The 18,301-nt window shown below is 74.2% G+C and carries 18 protein-coding genes; 13 read left to right on the top strand and 5 right to left on the bottom strand.

Going from position 1 to position 18,301, the window contains the following annotated elements:
* The first annotated feature begins 18 nt into the window (after nucleotides 1-18).
* Nucleotides 19-444, top strand: coding sequence for an Rv2175c family DNA-binding protein (locus JN535_RS05210; protein ID WP_205203297.1), 426 nt, complete (start codon nucleotides 19-21; stop codon nucleotides 442-444).
* A gap of 42 nt (nucleotides 445-486) precedes the next feature.
* On the opposite strand, the gene JN535_RS05215 is transcribed toward JN535_RS05210, so the two are convergent.
* Together JN535_RS05215 and JN535_RS05220 are read right to left on the bottom strand one after the other, a co-directional pair.
* Entirely contained in the window at nucleotides 487-1,665 is a 1,179-nt protein-coding gene (locus JN535_RS05215) for a polyprenyl synthetase family protein (RefSeq protein ID WP_205203299.1), read from the bottom strand.
* A gap of 55 nt (nucleotides 1,666-1,720) precedes the next feature.
* Nucleotides 1,721-2,293: a hypothetical protein gene (locus JN535_RS05220; protein ID WP_205203301.1), complete on the bottom strand. Its 573-nt coding sequence runs from the start codon at nucleotides 2,291-2,293 to the stop codon at nucleotides 1,721-1,723.
* 151 nt (nucleotides 2,294-2,444) lie between these two features.
* Here JN535_RS05220 and JN535_RS05225 point away from each other — a divergent pair, with 151 nt between their 5' ends.
* The 3 genes from JN535_RS05225 to JN535_RS05235 all read left to right on the top strand — a co-directional run bounded on the left by JN535_RS05225 (nucleotide 2,445) and on the right by JN535_RS05235 (nucleotide 5,961).
* Nucleotides 2,445-3,626 (top strand): DUF4192 domain-containing protein, encoded by a 1,182-nt coding sequence (locus JN535_RS05225; protein WP_205203303.1) that lies wholly within the window; start codon nucleotides 2,445-2,447, stop codon nucleotides 3,624-3,626.
* 95 nt (nucleotides 3,627-3,721) lie between these two features.
* Entirely contained in the window at nucleotides 3,722-4,123 is a 402-nt protein-coding gene (locus JN535_RS05230; protein ID WP_205203305.1) for a universal stress protein, read from the top strand.
* 269 nt (nucleotides 4,124-4,392) lie between these two features.
* Nucleotides 4,393-5,961 (top strand): RNA polymerase sigma factor, encoded by a 1,569-nt coding sequence (locus tag JN535_RS05235; RefSeq protein ID WP_307868253.1) that lies wholly within the window; start codon nucleotides 4,393-4,395, stop codon nucleotides 5,959-5,961.
* Between the two features lie 180 nt (nucleotides 5,962-6,141).
* Here the strand turns inward: JN535_RS05235 and JN535_RS05240 are convergent, their stop codons facing one another.
* Nucleotides 6,142-6,354 (bottom strand): DUF7455 domain-containing protein, encoded by a 213-nt coding sequence (locus JN535_RS05240; RefSeq protein ID WP_021479923.1) that lies wholly within the window; start codon nucleotides 6,352-6,354, stop codon nucleotides 6,142-6,144.
* Between the two features lie 170 nt (nucleotides 6,355-6,524).
* Here JN535_RS05240 and JN535_RS05245 point away from each other — a divergent pair, with 170 nt between their 5' ends.
* The 5 genes from JN535_RS05245 (at nucleotide 6,525) to JN535_RS05265 (ending at nucleotide 10,864) form a co-directional block, all read left to right on the top strand.
* Nucleotides 6,525-8,654: a DNA gyrase/topoisomerase IV subunit B gene (locus JN535_RS05245; RefSeq protein ID WP_205203307.1), complete on the top strand. Its 2,130-nt coding sequence runs from the start codon at nucleotides 6,525-6,527 to the stop codon at nucleotides 8,652-8,654.
* A gap of 255 nt (nucleotides 8,655-8,909) precedes the next feature.
* A complete protein-coding gene (locus JN535_RS20600) occupies nucleotides 8,910-9,305 on the top strand; it encodes a cation transporter (protein ID WP_240200663.1) in 396 nt (131 codons plus the stop codon).
* Between the two features lie 64 nt (nucleotides 9,306-9,369).
* Entirely contained in the window at nucleotides 9,370-9,837 is a 468-nt protein-coding gene (locus tag JN535_RS21180) for a DUF4430 domain-containing protein (protein ID WP_205203309.1), read from the top strand.
* A complete protein-coding gene (locus JN535_RS05260) occupies nucleotides 9,834-10,412 on the top strand; it encodes a DUF6580 family putative transport protein (RefSeq protein ID WP_205203311.1) in 579 nt (192 codons plus the stop codon). The genes JN535_RS21180 and JN535_RS05260 overlap by 4 nt, the downstream gene beginning before the upstream one ends.
* An 83-nt stretch (nucleotides 10,413-10,495) precedes the next feature.
* Complete coding sequence (locus JN535_RS05265; protein ID WP_205203318.1) at nucleotides 10,496-10,864, top strand: DUF2200 domain-containing protein; 369 nt, start codon at nucleotides 10,496-10,498, stop codon at nucleotides 10,862-10,864.
* A 13-nt stretch (nucleotides 10,865-10,877) separates the two neighbouring features.
* Here the strand turns inward: JN535_RS05265 and JN535_RS05270 are convergent, their stop codons facing one another.
* Together JN535_RS05270 and JN535_RS05275 are read right to left on the bottom strand one after the other, a co-directional pair.
* Nucleotides 10,878-11,318 carry a VOC family protein gene (locus JN535_RS05270; protein ID WP_205203320.1) on the bottom strand — a complete coding sequence of 147 codons (441 nt, stop codon included), beginning with the start codon at nucleotides 11,316-11,318 and terminating at the stop codon, nucleotides 10,878-10,880.
* An 80-nt stretch (nucleotides 11,319-11,398) separates the two neighbouring features.
* Nucleotides 11,399-12,046, bottom strand: a complete 648-nt coding sequence (locus tag JN535_RS05275) for a dihydrofolate reductase family protein (RefSeq protein ID WP_205203322.1) — start codon at nucleotides 12,044-12,046, stop codon at nucleotides 11,399-11,401.
* A gap of 345 nt (nucleotides 12,047-12,391) precedes the next feature.
* Between JN535_RS05275 and JN535_RS05280 the strand changes: the two genes are divergently transcribed.
* From JN535_RS05280 to JN535_RS05295, 4 genes are all read left to right on the top strand, one after another.
* Nucleotides 12,392-13,414: a 3-oxoacyl-ACP synthase III gene (locus JN535_RS05280; RefSeq protein WP_205203331.1), complete on the top strand. Its 1,023-nt coding sequence runs from the start codon at nucleotides 12,392-12,394 to the stop codon at nucleotides 13,412-13,414.
* 14 nt (nucleotides 13,415-13,428) lie between these two features.
* Nucleotides 13,429-16,071 (top strand): alpha/beta fold hydrolase, encoded by a 2,643-nt coding sequence (locus JN535_RS05285; RefSeq protein ID WP_205204587.1) that lies wholly within the window; start codon nucleotides 13,429-13,431, stop codon nucleotides 16,069-16,071.
* On the top strand, nucleotides 16,068-17,072 hold the full coding sequence (locus JN535_RS05290; RefSeq protein ID WP_205203342.1) for an NAD-dependent epimerase/dehydratase family protein: 1,005 nt from the start codon (nucleotides 16,068-16,070) through the stop codon (nucleotides 17,070-17,072). The genes JN535_RS05285 and JN535_RS05290 overlap by 4 nt, the downstream gene beginning before the upstream one ends.
* A gap of 757 nt (nucleotides 17,073-17,829) precedes the next feature.
* The gene (locus tag JN535_RS05295; protein ID WP_205203344.1) at nucleotides 17,830-18,285 is read left to right on the top strand and encodes a hypothetical protein; all 456 of its coding nucleotides are present in this window, start codon (nucleotides 17,830-17,832) and stop codon (nucleotides 18,283-18,285) included.
* The last annotated feature ends 16 nt before the right edge of the window (nucleotides 18,286-18,301 follow it).

The following is an 18,301-nucleotide window of genomic DNA, read 5'->3' on the forward strand; positions in this document are numbered from 1 at the left end:
ACGCCGTAGGCTTGCCCGGTGACCGACCGTGACCCCAGCACCCGCCCGACCCTCGACGACCTGGTCGGCGAGTGGCTGACCCTTCCCGACGTCGCCGAGGCGCTCGGCACCGACGTCGGCAAGGTGCGCCGGATCGTCCAGGAGCGCCGCGTCGTCGGCGTGAAGCGCGGCGAGCGCACGACGTTCCAGATCCCGGCCCGGTTCCTCGTGCCGTTGCACCTCGTCGACCCGGCGAACGCCGGTCGCCCGGACGAGAGCGGCCGCGTGGGCGTCCTGTCGAGCCTCCAGGGCACGATCGTCGTGCTCACCGACGCCGGCTTCGACGACGCCGAGATCCTCGAGTGGCTGTTCAGCCCGCACGACGAGCTGGGCGAGCCCCCGTTCGACACGCTGCTCAGCGGCCACAAGGCGCGCGTGCGTCGCGTCGCGCAGTCCGAGCTCTGACGCCCGGCTGACCCGGCCGTCTAGCCCGAGCCTCGCTCTGCGTCAGGCGGTGCGCTCCACGGCGGCCCGCGCGAGCAGCCCGAGCATCGCGGACCCGGGCTCGGCGAGCCCGGCGCGGGTGAGCGCCGCCGACGCGCGGTCGGTGAGCTCGGCGATGAGCGCCTCCACCGCGTCGCGCGCCCCGGTCTCGACGAGCACGGCGCGCAGCTGCTCGACCGTGCGTGCGTCGAGGTCGGGGTCGCCCAGGTGCGTGAGCAGGAGGTCGCGCTGCGCGGGCGTCGCCGCGGCGAGCGCGCGCACGACGAGCACCGTGCGCTTGCCCTCGCGCAGGTCGTCGCCGGCGGGCTTGCCGGTGACCTGCGCGTCGCCGAACACGCCGAGCACGTCGTCACGCAGCTGGAACGCCTCGCCCACGGGCAGCCCGAACGCGCTCGTCGCGGCGACCGCGGCGTCGTCCGCCCCGGCGAGCGCGGCCCCGAGCGCGATGGGGTGCTCGACGCTGTAGCGCGCGGACTTCGACCGGATCACGGCCCGCGCGCGCTCCTCGTCGGCCGCGGGGTCGTCGCCCCACGGCAGCACCTGCGCCTGCACGTCGAGGTACTGGCCGACGATCACCTCGGTCTGCATGCGCCCGAACACGACGCGCGACCGCGTCGCGACGTCGGCGGGAAGGGCGTCGAGCGCCTCGCCCAGCTCACGGTGGCTCGCGATGAGCGCGAGATCGCCGAGCAGGATCGCCGTGTTCTCGCCGTACCGGTCGGCGTCGCCCGACCAGCCGAGCGCGCGGTGCCGCGCGCCGAACGCACGGTGCGCGGTCGGGTGCCCGCGCCGCGTGTCGGAGGAGTCCATGACGTCGTCGTGGAAGAGCGCCGCGGCCTGGAACAGCTCGAGCGCCGCACCCGCGCGGAGCACGACGTCCCGGTGCGGCCCGTCCGGGTCGCCGCCGTGCGCACGCCAGGACCAGTAGCAGAACGCGGCGCGCAGGCGCTTGCCCCCGGCGACCAGCTCGTCCGTCGCGTCGGCGAGCGGGTCGGCGTCGGGGTGCGTGGCGGAGAGCTCGTCACGCAGCGCGGCGGTCGAGACGTGCAGGGCCTCGTCGACCCCGGCGCGTACGCCCTCCCGGTCGACGAGCGCGCCCGGGCTCGGGTCGGTGGCGCTCCGGGCGGCCTGCGGGTCGAGGGGCTCGGGCGAGGAGGAGGTCGGCGGCGACGGGTTCGGCACGGGGGCAGCCTATGCGGTGCGGCCGCCCCGGGGCGTCGTACCACGGTCGGACGGCTCAGCCGGCCGCGACCTGCCCGCTGATCGTCACCAGCCGCTCGGTCTCGTCGTCGAACACGCCGACGGCCAGCGACTCGGTGGGGGACTCGGGGGCCGGCGTCCGCACGAACGTCGTGAGGGACGTGAGCGCGCTCGGGACGCTCGAGGGCGACACCTCGAACCCGGCGGCGCCGAGCGTGTCGGTGTAGTAGGTGGTGAGAGCGTCCACGGGCTCGTCCGAGCGCAGGTTGAGGGTGACGTCGACGAGCGTGCCGTCCTCGGACGGTCGGGCCGAGCTCGCGAGCACCTGGGCGCCCGGGGGGACCGTGACGAGCTCCGCCGGGAAGCCCTCCACGAGGTCGCCGACCGCCGACGCGGCGTCGTAGTCGGGCAGCGGCGTGCTCGGGGCTCCGGCCGCCTCCGCCGTGGGGGATCCCTGCGCGCCTCGGGGGCCGGCCGCCCCCTGGACGTCGTCCGGGTCGGACCGGCAGCCCGCGAGCGTCGTGCCGACCAGCGCCACGACGAGGACGAGGGCGGCAGCGTGGGCGGACGGGTCCGCTCGCCGCGCGCGGGCTCGGGTTCGGGGTGGCACGCGCACACCGTAGTCATCGAGACGTCCGCGAGCCACCACCGGCCCCGACGGTGGACCACAGGGCGCGTTCCGGGGCGGCGCCCGACGCGGGGCGTCCACAGACGTCCGCCCGCTCTCCCCGCGCGACCCCCGGACGGGCTGGGATGGGCGCATGACCACCCTGATACGGGCCCAGGGCCCGCGCGAGCTGCTCGCCTACGTCCCCTACAGGCTCGGCTACCGGCCGCAGGACAGCGTCGTCCTCGTCGGGCTGCGCCCGCCGCGCGGTCGGATCGGCCTCGTCGTCCGGGTCGACGTCCCCGACGTCGCGGACCTCGAGCACGGTCCGCAGCTCGCGCGGTCCGTCGTCGGGCACCTCGCCGCGGACGGCGCCGAACGTGTCGTCCTCGTGGTCTACACCGACGCCCCGCTGCGGTCCGGCGGCGTCGGGGCCGCGGTCGCGAGGGCTGCCGTCGAGCACTGCCGGGAGGCCGTCGAGCCGCACCACGGCCCGGTGGAGGTCTGGGTGGTCGCGCCGAGCGGCTGGTACGCGCTCGACTGCGCCGAGGACGAGTGCTGCCCGCCGGGCGGGCGCCCGCTACGCGAGCTGGAGTCGAGCGAGGTGGGAGCGCACATGGTCCTCGCGGGGGCCGCGCTCGCGGACTCACGCGAGGAGGCCCTACGGATACCGCGCGCGAGTGCGGACGAACGCCGTCGCGCGGCGCGCGCCGCGCGGCGGGTACGCGACCGCGCCCGCGGGGGTGGCGCGGCCGACCGCCGGGCCGACCCGGAGGCCGTCGCCGTCGCGTGCCGGATCGAGAGCCTGGCCGAATGGCGCACGGCGGTCGCCCGAGTGGCCCAGGACGAGCGGGACCGCACGGGGGACGAGGCGCTCGACGCGCGGACCGCGGCGCGCCTGCCTCCGGCCACGGTCCTGGGCCGGCTCGCGGCCGGGCTCGAGGCGGTCCCGGTGCGCGACGCCGTGCTCGTCTCGCTCGTGCCCGGGACGGGCGACCTCCCGGACCGCACGGTGCGCGGCGGTGACGTCGACGCGGGGACGGCGCGCGCGATCGCGTCGATCGTCGACCCGGCGGCGGGACTGGCGCCCGACCCGGTCGTCACGGGTCCGGCCCGCACCGTGCTGGAGGCGGTCGTGGCACACGCGCCGCGCGGGAGCACCGCGCCGGCGCTCACGCTCCTGGCGCTGGTCGCGTGGTGGCACGGGGACGGCGGCCGGGCGGGACGCCGCCTCGACGAGGCGCTCGCGGAGGACCCGACGTACCGGCTCGCGCTCCTCCTGTCGAGCGCGCTCGATGCCGGGGTGCCGCCGGGCTGGATCCGCGCCGACGTGTGAGCCGTGGCGTGCGGGTTCGGGTAGGTTCGACGGCAACACGACCTGCGGTCGCCGCCCACGGCCGGCCGCGCCCACGAGCTGTTCCCGGAGGACACATGAGCGTCGTCGTCGCGCACCTGAGCACGCCCGAGGGTCGCGAGGCTCTCGACAGCGCGGCCACCGAGGCCGTCCGCCGCGGCACCGAGCTCGTGGTCGTGGTCACGGAGGGCTCGACGTCGACGCCCGAGCTGGTCGCCGCGCACGAGGACGACCTGCGCCGGGTCGAGGAGCGGCTCGAGGGGACGGGGACGACGCTGCGGCGCGAGCAGGGGACGTCCGACCTCGCCGACGACCTCGTGAGCGCGGCCGAGCGCGCCTCGGCGGACCTCATCGTCATCGGTCTGCGCCGCCGCAGCCCGGTGGGCAAGCTCATCCTCGGGTCGAACGCGCAGCGCATCCTGCTCGACGCGCCCTGCCCGGTGCTCGCCGTCAAGCCCGAGCGCCCCGCGGGGGCCTGAGCAGGGAATCTTCGCGGGTGCCCGGCCGTTGTACAGGCCAGGACCCGGTGACGGACGTCGCCGAGACTGGTGTGCGGGACCGCCGAGCGGCGGTCCGGTCCGACATCACCTCGTGTCGCGGCGTCCGGTGCACGGATCGCCGGTACAATATAGGTATCCGCTAGAGCCCGACGACTCACCGTGAGAGTCCACGAGAAGCCCGCACTTCACGGTTCACGTCCCCGCTCCGGCGGCCCTACCGCCCCCCATGATTGCCGAAAGGTCGGTTTGTGGCGCCCTCAACCCCGATTTCCGCACTCCCGCGAGAGTTCGAGCACCCCGCCCTGCAGGAGCTCCTGCGGCGCGGCAGCGCGAACGGTCGCGTCGACGCCGAGAGCTTCCGCACCGCGTGCGAGCAGGCCGCCGTCAACGACGCCAAGCGGCTGAAGGCGGTCTTCCGCGCGCTCGCGGGCGCCGGCGTCGAGGTCGACATCCCGACCACGACGAAGGTCGCGGCGGCGGCGTCGCCGCGCAGCACGACGACGGCGCGCACCAAGACCGCGGCGGCCAAGACGACGTCGACGACGAAGCGCACGACCACGAAGGCCGCTCCCGCGCCCGAGAGCGACCCGGCCGAGGCGTCGCCGTCCACGGGTCCCGCGAAGCCCGCTGCCCGCAAGACCGCGGCGAAGGCCCCGGCCAAGGCGAAGGCGGCCCCGGCGCGTGCCAAGAAGAAGGACGACGACGAGGACGACGCCGAGGTCGAGATCGAGGACCTCGAGATCGACGTGACCGAGGACGAGCCGGAGGACGACGCGGCCGCGGAGGCGGGCGCCAAGAAGTCCGCTGCCGGTGCCGCGGCCACCGACGAGCCCGAGGAGACGGGCTTCGTCGTGTCGGACGCCGACGAGGACGACGCTCCGGTGCAGCAGGTCGTGACCGCGGGCGCGACGGCCGACCCGGTCAAGGACTATCTCAAGCAGATCGGCAAGGTCGCGCTGCTGAACGCGGAGCAGGAGGTCGAGCTCGCGAAGCGGATCGAGGCCGGTCTGTTCGCGGAGGAGAAGCTCGCGGCCGAGGGCGACGACCTGGACCGCAAGCTCAAGCGTGAGCTGCAGTGGATCGCGCACGACGGCAAGCGGGCGAAGAACCACCTGCTGGAGGCGAACCTGCGTCTGGTGGTGTCGCTGGCCAAGCGGTACACGGGTCGCGGCATGCTGTTCCTGGACCTCATCCAGGAGGGCAACCTCGGTCTGATCCGTGCGGTCGAGAAGTTCGACTACACCAAGGGCTACAAGTTCTCGACGTACGCGACGTGGTGGATCCGTCAGGCGATCACGCGCGCGATGGCCGACCAGGCGCGCACCATCCGTATCCCGGTGCACATGGTCGAGGTCATCAACAAGCTCGCGCGCGTGCAGCGCCAGATGCTGCAGGACCTGGGTCGTGAGCCCACCCCGGAGGAGCTCGCCAAGGAGCTCGACATGACCCCGGAGAAGGTCGTCGAGGTCCAGAAGTACGGCCGCGAGCCCATCTCGCTGCACACGCCCCTCGGCGAGGACGGCGACAGCGAGTTCGGCGACCTCATCGAGGACTCCGAGGCGATCGTCCCGGCCGACGCGGTGAGCTTCACCCTCCTCCAGGAGCAGCTGCACCAGGTGCTCGACACGCTCAGCGAGCGCGAGGCGGGCGTCGTCTCGATGCGGTTCGGCCTGTCCGACGGGCAGCCGAAGACGCTCGACGAGATCGGCAAGGTCTACGGCGTGACGCGCGAGCGCATCCGGCAGATCGAGTCGAAGACCATGTCGAAGCTGCGCCACCCGAGCCGCTCGCAGGTCCTGCGCGACTACCTGGACTGACGCGGAGGGCGGGCGTCCACGGAGCGCCCGCCCCGTCCCGCGACGTCGGCCACGACGCACGAAGGCCCCGAGGAGATCTCCTCGGGGCCTTCGTCGTGTCCTGGTCGGTTCTGCCGCCGTTCCGGGCGGTGGAGCCGGTCCGGCGGTCTCGCGCCCTGGGGCGCGTGGGCGGGCGGCGCGTCAGCGCGCGCCGTGCTCCGCGAGCAGCTTGTCGGTCTCGTCCTGGATGGACGTCGCGAGGTCGGTGTAGGCATCCGCGTGCGCCCGCGCGTGGTGGCCGCAGAACAGCAGCTCGCCGCTCGGCAGGACCACACGGACGTACGCCTGGGCCCCGCAGCGGTCGCAGCGGTCGGCCGCGGTCAGCGGTTCGGTGGTGGTCGTCGTAGCAGTCACGTGAACATCAAACCACCTGCTCCCCAGGATTCGTCCCGCGGGGGCCGCGGGTTCGCTACCCGCGAAGCGCCGCGAGCCGGTGCCGGCGCGTGCCGGGCTCGCTCCGGGGCCGGCGCCGCCCGCGGCGGGGGAGCGCAACGGTGTGGGCGCGCTCGTCTAGGCTTGCCGCCGTGACGACCACCTCCGCTGAGTCCAGCTACACCGCTCGGCACCTGTCCGTGCTCGAGGGCCTCGAGGCCGTGCGCAAGCGCCCGGGCATGTACATCGGGACCACCGACTCGCGCGGCCTCATGCACTGCCTGTGGGAGATCATCGACAACGCCGTCGACGAGGCGCTCGCCGGGAACTGCTCGAGGATCCGCGTCGTGCTGCACGCCGACTCGTCCGTGACGGTCGAGGACGACGGGCGTGGCATCCCCGTGGACATCGAGCCCAAGACCGGTCTCTCCGGCGTCGAGGTCGTCTTCACCAAGCTGCACGCGGGCGGCAAGTTCGGCGGCGGGTCGTACACCGCGTCGGGCGGCCTGCACGGCGTCGGAGCGTCCGTCGTCAACGCGCTGTCCTCGCGCCTCGACGTCGAGGTCGACCGCGGCGGCAAGACGCACCGCATGACCTTCCACCGCGGCGAGCCCGGCGTCTTCACGGACCCGAAGACGGGCCCGACGCCGGACGCCCCGTTCGAGCCGTTCGTGTCCGGGTCGGAGCTCGCGGTCGTGGGGAAGACGAAGCGCGGCGTGACCGGCACCCGGGTCCGCTACTGGGCGGACCGCCAGATCTTCCTCAAGACCGCCGTGTTCTCCTACGACGAGCTCGTGACGCGCGTGCGCCAGACGACGTTCCTCGTCCCCGGCCTCGAGATCACGGTGCGCGACGAGCGCGGCGTGCCCGGGACGCCGGGGGAGTCCGGGCCGCACGAGGAGACCTTCGTGCACACGGGCGGGTCGGTCGACTTCGTCGACTTCCTCGCCCCGGACACGCCCGTCACCGCGACGTGGCACCTCACCGGCTCCGGGTCGTTCACGGAGACCGTCCCGGTGCTCGACGAGCGCGGCCACATGACCCCGCAGGCCGTGCAGCGCGACTGCGAGGTGGACGTCGCGCTGCGCTGGGGCACGGGGTACGAGACCGAGGTCCGCAGCTTCGTCAACATCATCGCCACACCCAAGGGCGGATCCCACCTCAGCGGGTTCGAGCAGGGCCTGCTCAAGGTGCTGCGCAAGGCCGTCGAGACGAACGCGCGCCGCCTCAAGGTCTCGACCAAGGACGCGTCCGAGCGCATCGAGAAGGACGACGTCCTGGCGGGCCTCACCGCCGTCGTCACCGTCCGCCTCGCCGAGCCGCAGTTCGAGGGCCAGACCAAGGAGGTCCTCGGCACCGCACCCGTGCGTGGCATCGTGTCGCGCGTGGTGGAGAAGGAGCTGAACGCGCTCCTCACGTCGACCAAGCGCGACGAGAAGACGCAGGCCGCGCTGCTGCTCGACAAGGTCGTGGCGGAGATGCGGGCGCGCATCACCGCGCGCAAGCAGAAGGAGATCTCGCGCCGCAAGAACGCGCTCGAGACGTCGTCCCTGCCGGCCAAGCTCGTCGACTGCCGCAGCGACGACGTCGAGCGCAGCGAGCTGTTCATCGTCGAGGGCGACAGCGCGCTCGGCACCGCGCGCCTCGCGCGCAGCTCCGACTTCCAGGCGCTCCTGCCCATCCGCGGCAAGATCCTCAACGTGCAGAAGGCGTCCGTGAGCGACATGCTCCGCAACGCCGAGTGCACCGCGATCATCCAGGTGCTCGGCGCCGGGTCCGGGCGATCGTTCGACCTCGAGGCCGCGCGCTACGGCAAGATCGTGCTCATGACGGACGCCGACGTCGACGGCGCCCACATCCGCACCCTGCTGCTCACGCTCTTCTACCGGTACATGAAGCCTCTCGTCGAGGCCGGGCGTGTGTTCGCCGCCGTGCCGCCGCTGCACCGCATCGAGGTCATCGGCTCGGGCCGCCGCAAGAACGAGTACATCTACACGTACTCCGAGGCCGAGCTCGCGGCGACGCTCAAGAAGCTCGACAAGGCCGGGCGCCGCTACAAGGACGACATCCAGCGGTACAAGGGCCTGGGCGAGATGGACGCCGACCAGCTCGCCGAGACGACGATGGACCCACGACACCGCACCCTGCGCCGCGTCACGGCCGAGCACGCCGAGGCGGCGGAGCGCGTGTTCGAGCTGCTCATGGGCAGCGACGTCGCGCCGCGCAAGGAGTTCATCGTCGCAGGCGCGGCCGAGCTGGACCACGCACGCATCGACGTCTGACGGTGACCACCGGCCAGGACGCGGAAGGGCCCGCCGAGGCGGACGTCGCGCGCCGTCTGCGTCGTGTGGTCCTCGTCGTCGCGGCGCTCAACCTCGCGTACTTCGTCGTCGAGCTCTCCGTCGCGCTCGCGGCAGGGTCGGTGTCGCTGCTCGCCGGCAGCGTGGACTTCCTCGAGGACACGGCGATCAACCTGCTCATCGCGGTCGCCCGCCCTGGGTCTTCCGCTCGCGCGGCGCGCCGCGCTGGGCAAGGCGATGGCGCTGCTCATCCTCGGCCCCGCCCTGTTCGCGGCCTGGGAGGCCGTGCAGCGCTTCGGCGACCCGACGGCGCCCCAGGTCGTGCCGCTCGTCCTCGCCTCGCTCGGGGCGATCGTCGTCAACGGCGTGTGCGCGTGGCTCCTGGTGCGCGTGCGACACCACGGCGGGTCGCTGAGCCGGGCTGCGTTCCTGTCGGCCCGCAACGACGTCCTCGTGAACGTCGCCGTCATCGCGATGGGCCTCGTGACCGCGTGGACCGGGTCCGGCTGGCCGGACCTCGTCCTCGGGTGCGGGATCATCCTCCTCGCGTTCCACTCCGCCTACGAGGTCTGGGAGGTCAGCGAGGAGGAACGGCTCGCCGCCAAGGCCGTCGCCGGGGAGCAGATCGGGTGACGGCGCCTCGTCCGACAGGCGGGCGTCCGGGCGCGCCGCGGCGGGCGCTCCGTACGCTGGCGTCGTGACCCTCCGAACCTTCCGCGGCACCCCTGCGCGCCCGCTCACCGCCCTGACCGCCGTCCTGCTCGCCGCGGGCCTGCTGGCCGGGTGCTCGTCCACCGACGAGCCCGCCACCGACGCCACGTCGTCCACGTCGACCGCGAGCGAGGAGACCAGCGCCCCGGCCGACGACGCGACGGACGAGGCGTCCGACGAGTCCGGCGACGCCGAGGACGCTCCCGAGTTCTCGTACGAGGGACGTACCGGCACGACGGCGCTCGACCTCCTGCTCGAGGCGGACCCGTCCGCACAGGTGACCGGCGAGGGCGAGAACGCGTTCGTCACCGCGATCGACGGCGTCGCGGCCGACCCGGACAGCGAGTTCTGGGCGCTGTACGTCAACGGCGAGATGGCTACCGTGGGAGCAGGATCCCTCGAGACGAAGGACGGGGACGAGATCACGTGGAAGCTCGAGACATTCACCTCGTGACGGGCGCGCAGACCTCGCCGGCGACCCGCTGGTGGCGCCCGGCGCTCGTCGTGGCGCTCGCGGCGCTCGCCGTGGTCTGGCGCCTCGTGCGCGCCGACCTGGGGGCGCCCGCGAACCTGGAGCTCGTCACCGCCGCCACGTTCGCCGCGACGCTCCTGCTGCGCTCGCGCTGGGCGTTCGTCGTGCCGCTCGCCGTGACGGTCGTGTCGGACGTCGTGCTCGGCAACACCGCGATCGCGCTGTTCACGTGGAGCGCGTGGCTCGTCGTCGGGCTGGGCTCGCTGCTCGCGCGGAACACGACCGGCTGGCGCCGCGTCGGCGCGGGCGCGGCGTTCGGGGTCGCGGGCTCGCTGTGGTTCTTCGCGTGGACCAACTTCGGCGTCTGGCTCCAGGGTCGCGGCGTCTGGTACCCGGCGGGAGCGGAAGGTCTCGTCGCGAGCTACGCCGCGGGCCTGCCCTTCCTGCGCACCATGCTGGTGGGCAACCTCGTGCTCGTGCCGCTCGTCGCGGCGGGCACCCTCCTCGTCGACCGGCTCGAGGCGTCGCACGGGACGGTCGCCGCGCGTCCGGCGTGAGAGTCGCGCGGTAGCGTGATCCGTGCAGGACGGCCGCCCGGGCGAGCCGGGGACGGGCTCGGCGGGGCAGGAGGAGGAACCCCATGGCGGGACATCGGATCTTCGGGACGAGCTTCGCGAGCATCTACCCGCTCTACGTGACCAAGGTGGAGCGCAAGGGGCGGACGAAGGACGAGCTGGACCAGGTGATCCGGTGGCTCACCGGCTACGACGACGCCGGCCTGGCGCAGGTGATCGGGGACGAGGTCACGCTCGAGGAGTTCTTCGACCGGGCGCCCGCGTGGAACCCGAACGCCTCGCTCATCACCGGGGTCATCTGCGGCGTCCGCGTCGAGGACATCGAGGACCCCCTCATGCAGAAGATTCGCTACCTCGACAAGCTCGTCGACGAGGTCGCGCGCGGCAAGAAGATGTCGTCGATCCTGCGCGGCGAGGCCGCCACCGCCTCCTAGCGGCGCCCGCGGCTCACCCGAGCTCTTCCGCGAGCCCGACGATGATGCCGCCGGGTCCCCGCAGGTAGCAGAGCCGGTACGCGTCCTCGAAGCGCACGATCTCACGCAGCACTGCCCCGCCGTGGCGGGCGAGGCGCTCGACCGTGTCGTCGAGGTCGTCCACGGCGAACATCACCCGGTGCAGGCCCAGCACGTTGGGCGGCGCCGTGCTCAGGCCCAGGTCGAGCGGTGCTGGCACGTGGTACCGCGTGAGCTCCAGCCGCCCGGGGCCGCCGGGGACGCGCATCATCGCGATCTCCGAACGGAGGTCGTCGAGCCCGACGACGCGCTCCGCCCACCGGCCTTCGATCGTCATCCGGCTCTCGAGCTCCATACCGAGCTCGGCGAAGAACGCGACGGCCGCGTCGAGGTCGTCGACGACGACGGCCACGTTGTCGAGACGCTGGATCGCCACGGATGCCTCCTGAGGGGTTTGGTGTCGGTGGGTCGTCCGGGGTGCCGACGGGCTCCCGCGCCGAGCAGCGCGCTCCGGCGTCAGGCGTCGTGCCCGACGCCGCGTCCCGGCTCGCTCATGTCGCCCGTGCCCGGCGTGCCGTCCGCGAGGCCGTAGCGCAGCAGGACCGTGCCCGTCGGGCTCGGTGCGGGTGGGTCGAGGAGCGTGAGGTTGGTGGGGACGGCGCCGCCGTCGAACACGGTCTTGCCCGTGCCGAGCACGATGGGGTGCACCCACAGGTCGAGGCGGTCGAACAGCCTCTCGCGCAGCAGCGTCTGCACCAGGTCGAGGCTGCCCACGACCTTGACGTGCTCGTGCCGCTCGCGTACCTCGCGCACCGCGGCGGGCAGGTCCGGGCCGAGCAGCGTCGACCCGGCCCACGGCAGGTCCGGGGTGCCGCGCGACGCGACGTACTTGGGGATGCGGTTGAACAGGGCCGCGAAGTCGTCGTCCTGCCCGCCCTTCTGGAACGGCCAGTACGCCGCGAAGATGTCGTACGTGCGGCGCCCGAGCAGCAGCGCGTCCGTGCCCTCGTACGCCGCGGCGATCTGCTCGCCTGCGACGTCGTCGAGCAGCGGCGCCTGCCAACCGCCGAACGCGAACCCGTTCTCCGGGTCCTCCTCCGGCCCGCCGGGCGCCTGCCCGACGAGGTCGAGGGTCGTGAACAGCTCGATCTCGATGGATCCCATGGTCGCCTCCAGGTCGGCTCGCCGTCTCGGTCCAGGGGTAGACCGCGCGGCGCCGGGGAACTCATCGAGCCGGGGAACGGACACGTCCCGTCCACTCCGCGACGGCCGGTGAGGCGCAGGCCGCGGCCGAACAGGAGCGACGGCCGCGCCGACGTGGCGCACCCCACAGCGCACGGTTGGAACGGCGGGCGTCCGCCGAGCGTCCTACGCTCGAGGACGCGGGAGTGGGCGGCACCAGCCGTCGCCGCCGCCCGGCGCGGTCGCGTGGCCGCACCGGCGGTCACGCGCCCCCGGCCGTCTCGTCGTTGAGCCGGGCGCTCGTGCGTCCGGCCGTCTGGAGCTCGTGTGTCAGGTAACGCCACCGCCAGGTTCACCAACGTCGCGCTGCTGTCCGTCACCAGTCGGCTCCCCGCCGGCGTGCGGACGTCTGCCGAGGTGCAGGAGCGTCTCGCTCCGGCGCTGCGGCGGTTGCGCCTCCCGTCCACGCTGCTGCAACGCGTGGCGGGCGTGCACGAGCGGCGTGCCTGGACCGCCCAGGAGGACGTCGACGCCGCCACGGTCGCCGCGGGGCAGGAGGCGCTCCACGCCGCGGGGGTGGACGCGAGCGACGTCGGGCTCCTGATCAACACCTCGGTCACGCGCAAGCACCTCGAGCCGTCGGTCGCGGTGCGGCTGCACCACGGGCTCGACCTGCCGTCGTCCGCCACGAACTTCGACGTCGCCAACGCGTGCCTCGGCTTCATCAACGGCATGAGCCTCGCCGCGGGCATGATCGAGTCCGGCCAGGTCCGCTACGCGGTCGTCGTGGACGGCGAGGACGCCGACGTCATCCACGACCGCACGATCGACCGGCTGCTGCGCGAGGACCGCGACCGCGACGACTTCATGCAGGAGTTCGCCTCGCTCACGCTCGGCTCCGGCTCGGCCGCCGCAGTGCTGGGCCGCGTGGACGAGCACCCGCGCGCCCACCGCGTGCTCGGCGGCGTCACGCGCGCCGCCACGCGGTTCCACGACCTGTGCGTGGGCAGCACCGAGGGCATGTTCACCGATGCCAGGGCGCTGCTCGAGGGCGGCCTCGAGCTCGTCGTGGACGCCTGGAAGGACGCCGTCGCCGACTGGGACTGGTCGTCCATGGACCGGTACGTCACGCACCAGGTCTCGCGCGTGCACACCGACGCGATCGTCGAGGCGGTGGGCCTGGACCGCTCGCGCGTGCCCACCACGTACGAGCGGCTCGGCAACGTGGGGCCGGCGTCCGTGCCGATCACGCTCGTCGAGGAGCAGGACACGCTGAGCGCGGGCGACCGCGTGCTGCTCATGGGCGTGGGCTCGGGCATCAACACGGCGATGCTGGAGCTGGCCTGGTGAACGGGCCCGCCCTCATGCCCGCGACCGATTCCCTCCCGCGCCCCGCCAGCACCGTCCCGCACGGGCTGCCGGGCCTGGACCCGCGGTACAGCCACGTGCTACGTGACACTCGGGGCGCGACCTGGCACTACCTCGACACGAGGCCCGAGCTCGAGCGGCGCGGTGTCGCGCCCGTCGGCACCGTGCTGGCCGTGCACGGCAACCCCACGTGGTCCTACCTGTGGCGGAGGCTCGTGACCGACTCCGTCGCCGCCGCCCGGGGTGGCGGCGCGGCGTGGCGCGTCGTCGCCGTGGACCAGCTCGAGATGGGGCTCTCCGCCCGCACGGGCGAGCACCGCCCGCTCGCCCGCCGCGTCGCCGACCTGGGCGCGTTCACCGACGCCCTCGGTCTCGCCGGGCCCGTCGTCACCCTCGGCCACGACTGGGGCGGCGTCGTCTCCCTCGGCTGGGCCGTCGACCACCCCGACCTCCTCGCCGGCGTCGCGCTGCTCAACACGGCCGTGCACCAGCCCGACGGCGCCCCGGTGCCCGCGCCGCTGCGCCTCGCGCTCGCCGGTCCCGTGCACCGGCTCGGCACCCGCACGACGCCCGCCTTCCTCCACACGACGCTCGCCCTGGCGCGCCCGCGCCTGCCTGCCGACGTCGCGAGCGCCTACCGGCTGCCCTACCGCGCCGCGGACGACCGCGCCGGGATCGAGGGCTTCGTCGCCGACATCCCCGTGGACGGGGCTCACCCCAGCGCGCCCGAGCTCGACCGCATCGCCGCCGGCGTCGCGCGGCTGCGCGTGCCCGCCGTGCTGCTGTGGGGACCGCACGACCCGGTGTTCTCCGACCGCTACCTCGACGACCTGGTGCGCCGGCTGCCGCACGCGCACGTGCACCGGTACGCGGACGCTGGCCACCTGGTCGCCGAGGACGCCGACTGGACGCCCGCCGTCCTCGGGTGGCTCGAGGGGGAGGTGCTGCCCCGGGGCGGTGCCGGGTCGACGGGTGCTGACGAGGATGCCGCCGCGCCGTTCGTGCCGCTGTGGGCGGGACTGGACGCGCAGGCGGGGGACGACGCTCCCGCGGTGCTGGACATGGCGGCGACCCGTGCCGACGGGTCTGCCCGGGCCGTGAGCTGGCGCGCGCTGCACCGGCAGGTGCGACGGGTGGCCGCGGGGCTGCACGCGATCGGGGTGCGCCGGGGTGACCGGGTGTCGCTGCTCGTGGAGCCCGGTCCCACGCTGACCGCGCTGGTCTACGCGTGCCTGCGGATCGGGGCCGTCGTGGTGGTCGCCGACGCCGGGCTGGGGGTGCGCGGGCTCACCCGCGCCCAGCGCGGGGCGTGGCCGCGGTTCGTCGTCGCGCAGACCAAGGGCCTGACCGCGGCGCGCGCGCTCGGCTGGCCCGGCGTGCGGATCTCGGCCGACCCGCTCGCGCCCGCGGTCCGTCGTGCGCTGGGCGTGGCGCACGAGCTCGTCGACGTCGCGCGCGCCGGGGAGGGCGCCGCGCTGCCGCCCGAGCCCGGACCCGACGACGCGGCCGCCGTGCTGTTCACGTCCGGGTCCACGGGTCCGGCCAAGGGCGTCGTGTACTCGCACGCGCACCTCTCCGCGCTGCGGGACACGCTCGCCGAGCACTTCGACGTCGGCCCCGACACCGGGCTCGTCACGGGCTTCGCCCCGTTCGCGCTGCTCGGTCCGGCGCTCGGCACCCGGTCGGTGACGCCGCGCATGGACGTCTCCTCGCCGCGCACGCTCACCGCCCGGGCCGTCGCCGACGCCGTGCGCGCGTCGGACGCGCGTATCGTGTTCCTCTCGCCCGCCGCGATCCTCAACGTGGTCGCGACCTCCGACGCGCTCGACGCCGCCGACCGCACCGCTCTCGCGCGCGTGCGCACGTTCCTCTCCACGGGCGCGCCGATCTCGGCCGAGCTGCTCGGCTCGGCCGCCGAGCTCATGCCCGCGGCCACGGCGCACACCCCGTACGGGATGACGGAGTGCCTGCTGGTCACGGACGTCACGCTCGACGGCATCCGCGACGCCGCCGCGGCCCCCGACGCCGGCGTGTGCGTGGGCCGCCCCGTGCCCGGTGCGGAGGTGCTCGTCAGCGCGCTCGACGACGACGGCGCCGCGACCGGCACGCCGTCGGCCGCCCCCGGCGTGCTCGGCGAGGTCCTCGTGCGCGCCGGGCACCTCAAGGAGCGCTACGACCGGCTCTGGCTCACCGACCTGGCCGCCGAGCGCGGCACCCCGCCCGGGCGCTGGCACCGCACCGGCGACGTCGGGCACCTCGACGCGCAGGGCCGCCTGTGGATCGAGGGGCGGCTCGGGCACGTGCTCCGCACCGCCGACGGCCCGCTGGCGCCCGTGGGTCCGGAGCAGCACGTGGAGCGGGTGGAGCAGGTGCGGCGGGCCGCCGTTGTCGGCGTCGGCCCCGCGGGACTGCAGCAGGCGGTCGCGGTGGTCGAGACCATACCTGGCGTCCGGCGCCCCGGGCTGGCGCCCGAGGCGCTGACCGCCGCCGTGCGCGCCGCGTCGCCCGTGGCGCTCGCGGCCGTGCTCGTGGTGCCGCGCATGCCCACCGACGTGCGGCACAACTCCAAGATCGACCGGGCGCGCCTCGCCGCCTGGGCGGACGGCGTCCTCGCCGGCGGGCGGGTGGGGCAGCCGTGACCGTGCTCGTGACGGGGGCGTCGGGGCTGCTCGGGGGCGCCGTCGCCCGTGCGCTCGCGGCACGCGGCGACGAGGTCCGCACGCTCCAGCGCCGCGCCTCCGGCATGCCCGGCACCGAGGACGTCCGAGGGTCCGTGACCGACCCGGCGGCCGTCGCGCGCGCCGTCGAGGGCGTCGACGCGGTCGTGCACCTCGCGGCCAAGGTGTCGCTCGCGGGCGACCCCGCGGAGTTCCGCGCCGTGAACGTCGAGGGCACGGGTGCGCTCCTCGACGCGGCCGAGCGCGCGGGGGTCGAGCGGTTTGTGCAGGTGTCCTCGCCGTCCGTGGCACACCTGGGCTCGTCCCTGGTGGGGGCGGGCACGACGCCGGCCGACCCCCGGCACGCGCGCGGCGAGTACGCGCGCACCAAGGCGGCGGGCGAGCTGCTCGCCCTGGGTCGCGACCGCCGTTGGCGGCCGGACGGGTCGGGGGAGACCGGACCGAGCGTCGTCGCCGTGCGTCCGCACCTCGTGTGGGGGCCGGGCGACACCCAGCTCGTCGAGCGGGTGCTCGAGCGCGCGGCGGGCGGGCGTCTGCCCCTGCTGGGGCACGGCGCGGCGCTCATCGACACGCTCTACGTGGACAACGCCGCGGACGGCATCCTCGCCGCGCTCGACCGCGCCCACGACGTGCACGGCCGCGCGTACGTGCTGACCAACGGCGAGCCGCGCACCGTCGCCGACCTGCTCACGGGCATCTGCCGGGCGGGCGGCGTCGAGCCACCGCGGTGGCGCGTGCCGGCGGGGGTCGCGCGGGCGGCGGGCAGCCTGGTCGAAGCCGTCTGGCGTGTGCGCCCGGGAGCCGACGAGCCGCCGATGACACGGTTCCTCGCTGAGCAGCTGTCGACCGCGCACTGGTTCGACCAGCGGGCCACGCGCCGCGACCTGCGCTGGCGTCCCGCCGTGAGCGTCGACGAGGGGTTGCGGCGCCTGGCAGCGCACTACGGCGGCACGGCCGCCTGACACTGGTCCGCGTGACAGTCCGCCTCGCCGGGCTCCTGCGCGCCTGCCTGGCTCGGTCACGCACTGAGAGACCGACAGGCCCTGGTCCCACCAGAGTCGGAGCCGTCCAGTGGCCGCTACCTCGCGGGTCGCGTGCAGGGAGAGCGAGGCCAGCGGCTCCGGATAGAGCCCGTCCGGTGCGCCTTCATGGCCGAGCCCCAGCTCCTCATGCATGGAGCGGAGGAGGTCCGCGCCTTCGCACCCATCCCGGCGGACCTCGTCGTCGTCACGGCCCCATGGCTCGAACTGGCTCGGTCCCGACGAGATGCCTCGGATCGGTCGATCGGTCGGACGCCGTGTGCTGGGCGAGGGCCGTGCGGGTCGGAGCCTGTGGATAACTCCGTGCTGCGGACTCGGGTCGTCTAGCGTTCGGAGCCAGACGCCCACGGCCAGGAGGATCATCTTGCTCGACTCGTACGTGCCCCGGACCACGTGGCGCATGACACAGGGCGGCCCTGGCTGGTGTGCGGCGCCCCGTCGCCGGACGCCCACCAGCCGCAGGATCACGGGCCTCGCCATCGCCGGCATCCTTGCCGCGCTGAGCGGCTGCACGTTTCCACGCGACATCGCGACGGATGACGAATCGGGGGCTGCGGCCACGTCACAGAGCGAGCGCGCGCCAGCAACCCTCGCAGCGCCCCCGCAGGGAGACTTCTCGATCGTCTCCGGCCAGCCGATCGAGACGCCGTGCTGGTCCTACGAGGGTCCGCAGAACTTCGTGAACAACATCTCGTCCGACGACGAGACGTTGTGCCTGGGCGCCCTCGAGCTCTGGGGCGAGGTCATCGACGGCGTGGTGGTGCCGACGGGAGTCGGAGCGGTCTACGGCCAGGTGAAGGTCGAACCAGTGCGCGTCTCGACGTCCGACGCCTGGGGGGCCGGGCGCGACCTCGACGGCGCCGTCGACGCCCTCGCGGACTCGTACTTCGCGGAGAACGGCACGATCATCAGTCTGCACGAGCAGACCGTCCTCGACGGTGTCCCGGCGAACATCACCCGGGTCGAAGGAGGCATCAAGGAGACGCGGACGAAGGCCTTCATCACCGCCTTCGCGCCGGAGCCGTTCACGCCGGGCGACAGTGCTGTCCAGTTCTTCGTGATCGGGATCGTCACCCCCTACGAGAACGGCGACGAGCTCATCGAGCAGGTCGTCAGTACCTGGAGGTGGGTCTGACGCTCCTGCCCGCGAG

This window comes from Cellulosimicrobium cellulans (assembly GCF_016921195.1).
Taxonomy (GTDB): Bacteria; Actinomycetota; Actinomycetes; order Actinomycetales; family Cellulomonadaceae; genus Cellulosimicrobium; species Cellulosimicrobium cellulans_F.

Bases quoted from the DNA above. Each gene is read 5' to 3' on its own strand.
- JN535_RS05225 (WP_205203303.1), top strand. From the start codon at position 2,445: ATGACCACCCTGATACGGGCCCAGGGCCCGCGCGAGCTGCTCGCCTAC.
- JN535_RS05230 (WP_205203305.1), top strand. From the start codon at position 3,722: ATGAGCGTCGTCGTCGCGCACCTGAGCACGCCCGAGGGTCGCGAGGCT.
- JN535_RS20600 (WP_240200663.1), top strand. From the start codon at position 8,910: ATGGCGCTGCTCATCCTCGGCCCCGCCCTGTTCGCGGCCTGGGAGGCC.
- JN535_RS05265 (WP_205203318.1), top strand. From the start codon at position 10,496: ATGGCGGGACATCGGATCTTCGGGACGAGCTTCGCGAGCATCTACCCG.
- JN535_RS05275 (WP_205203322.1), bottom strand. From the start codon at position 12,046: ATGGGATCCATCGAGATCGAGCTGTTCACGACCCTCGACCTCGTCGGG.
- JN535_RS05285 (WP_205204587.1), top strand. From the start codon at position 13,429: ATGCCCGCGACCGATTCCCTCCCGCGCCCCGCCAGCACCGTCCCGCAC.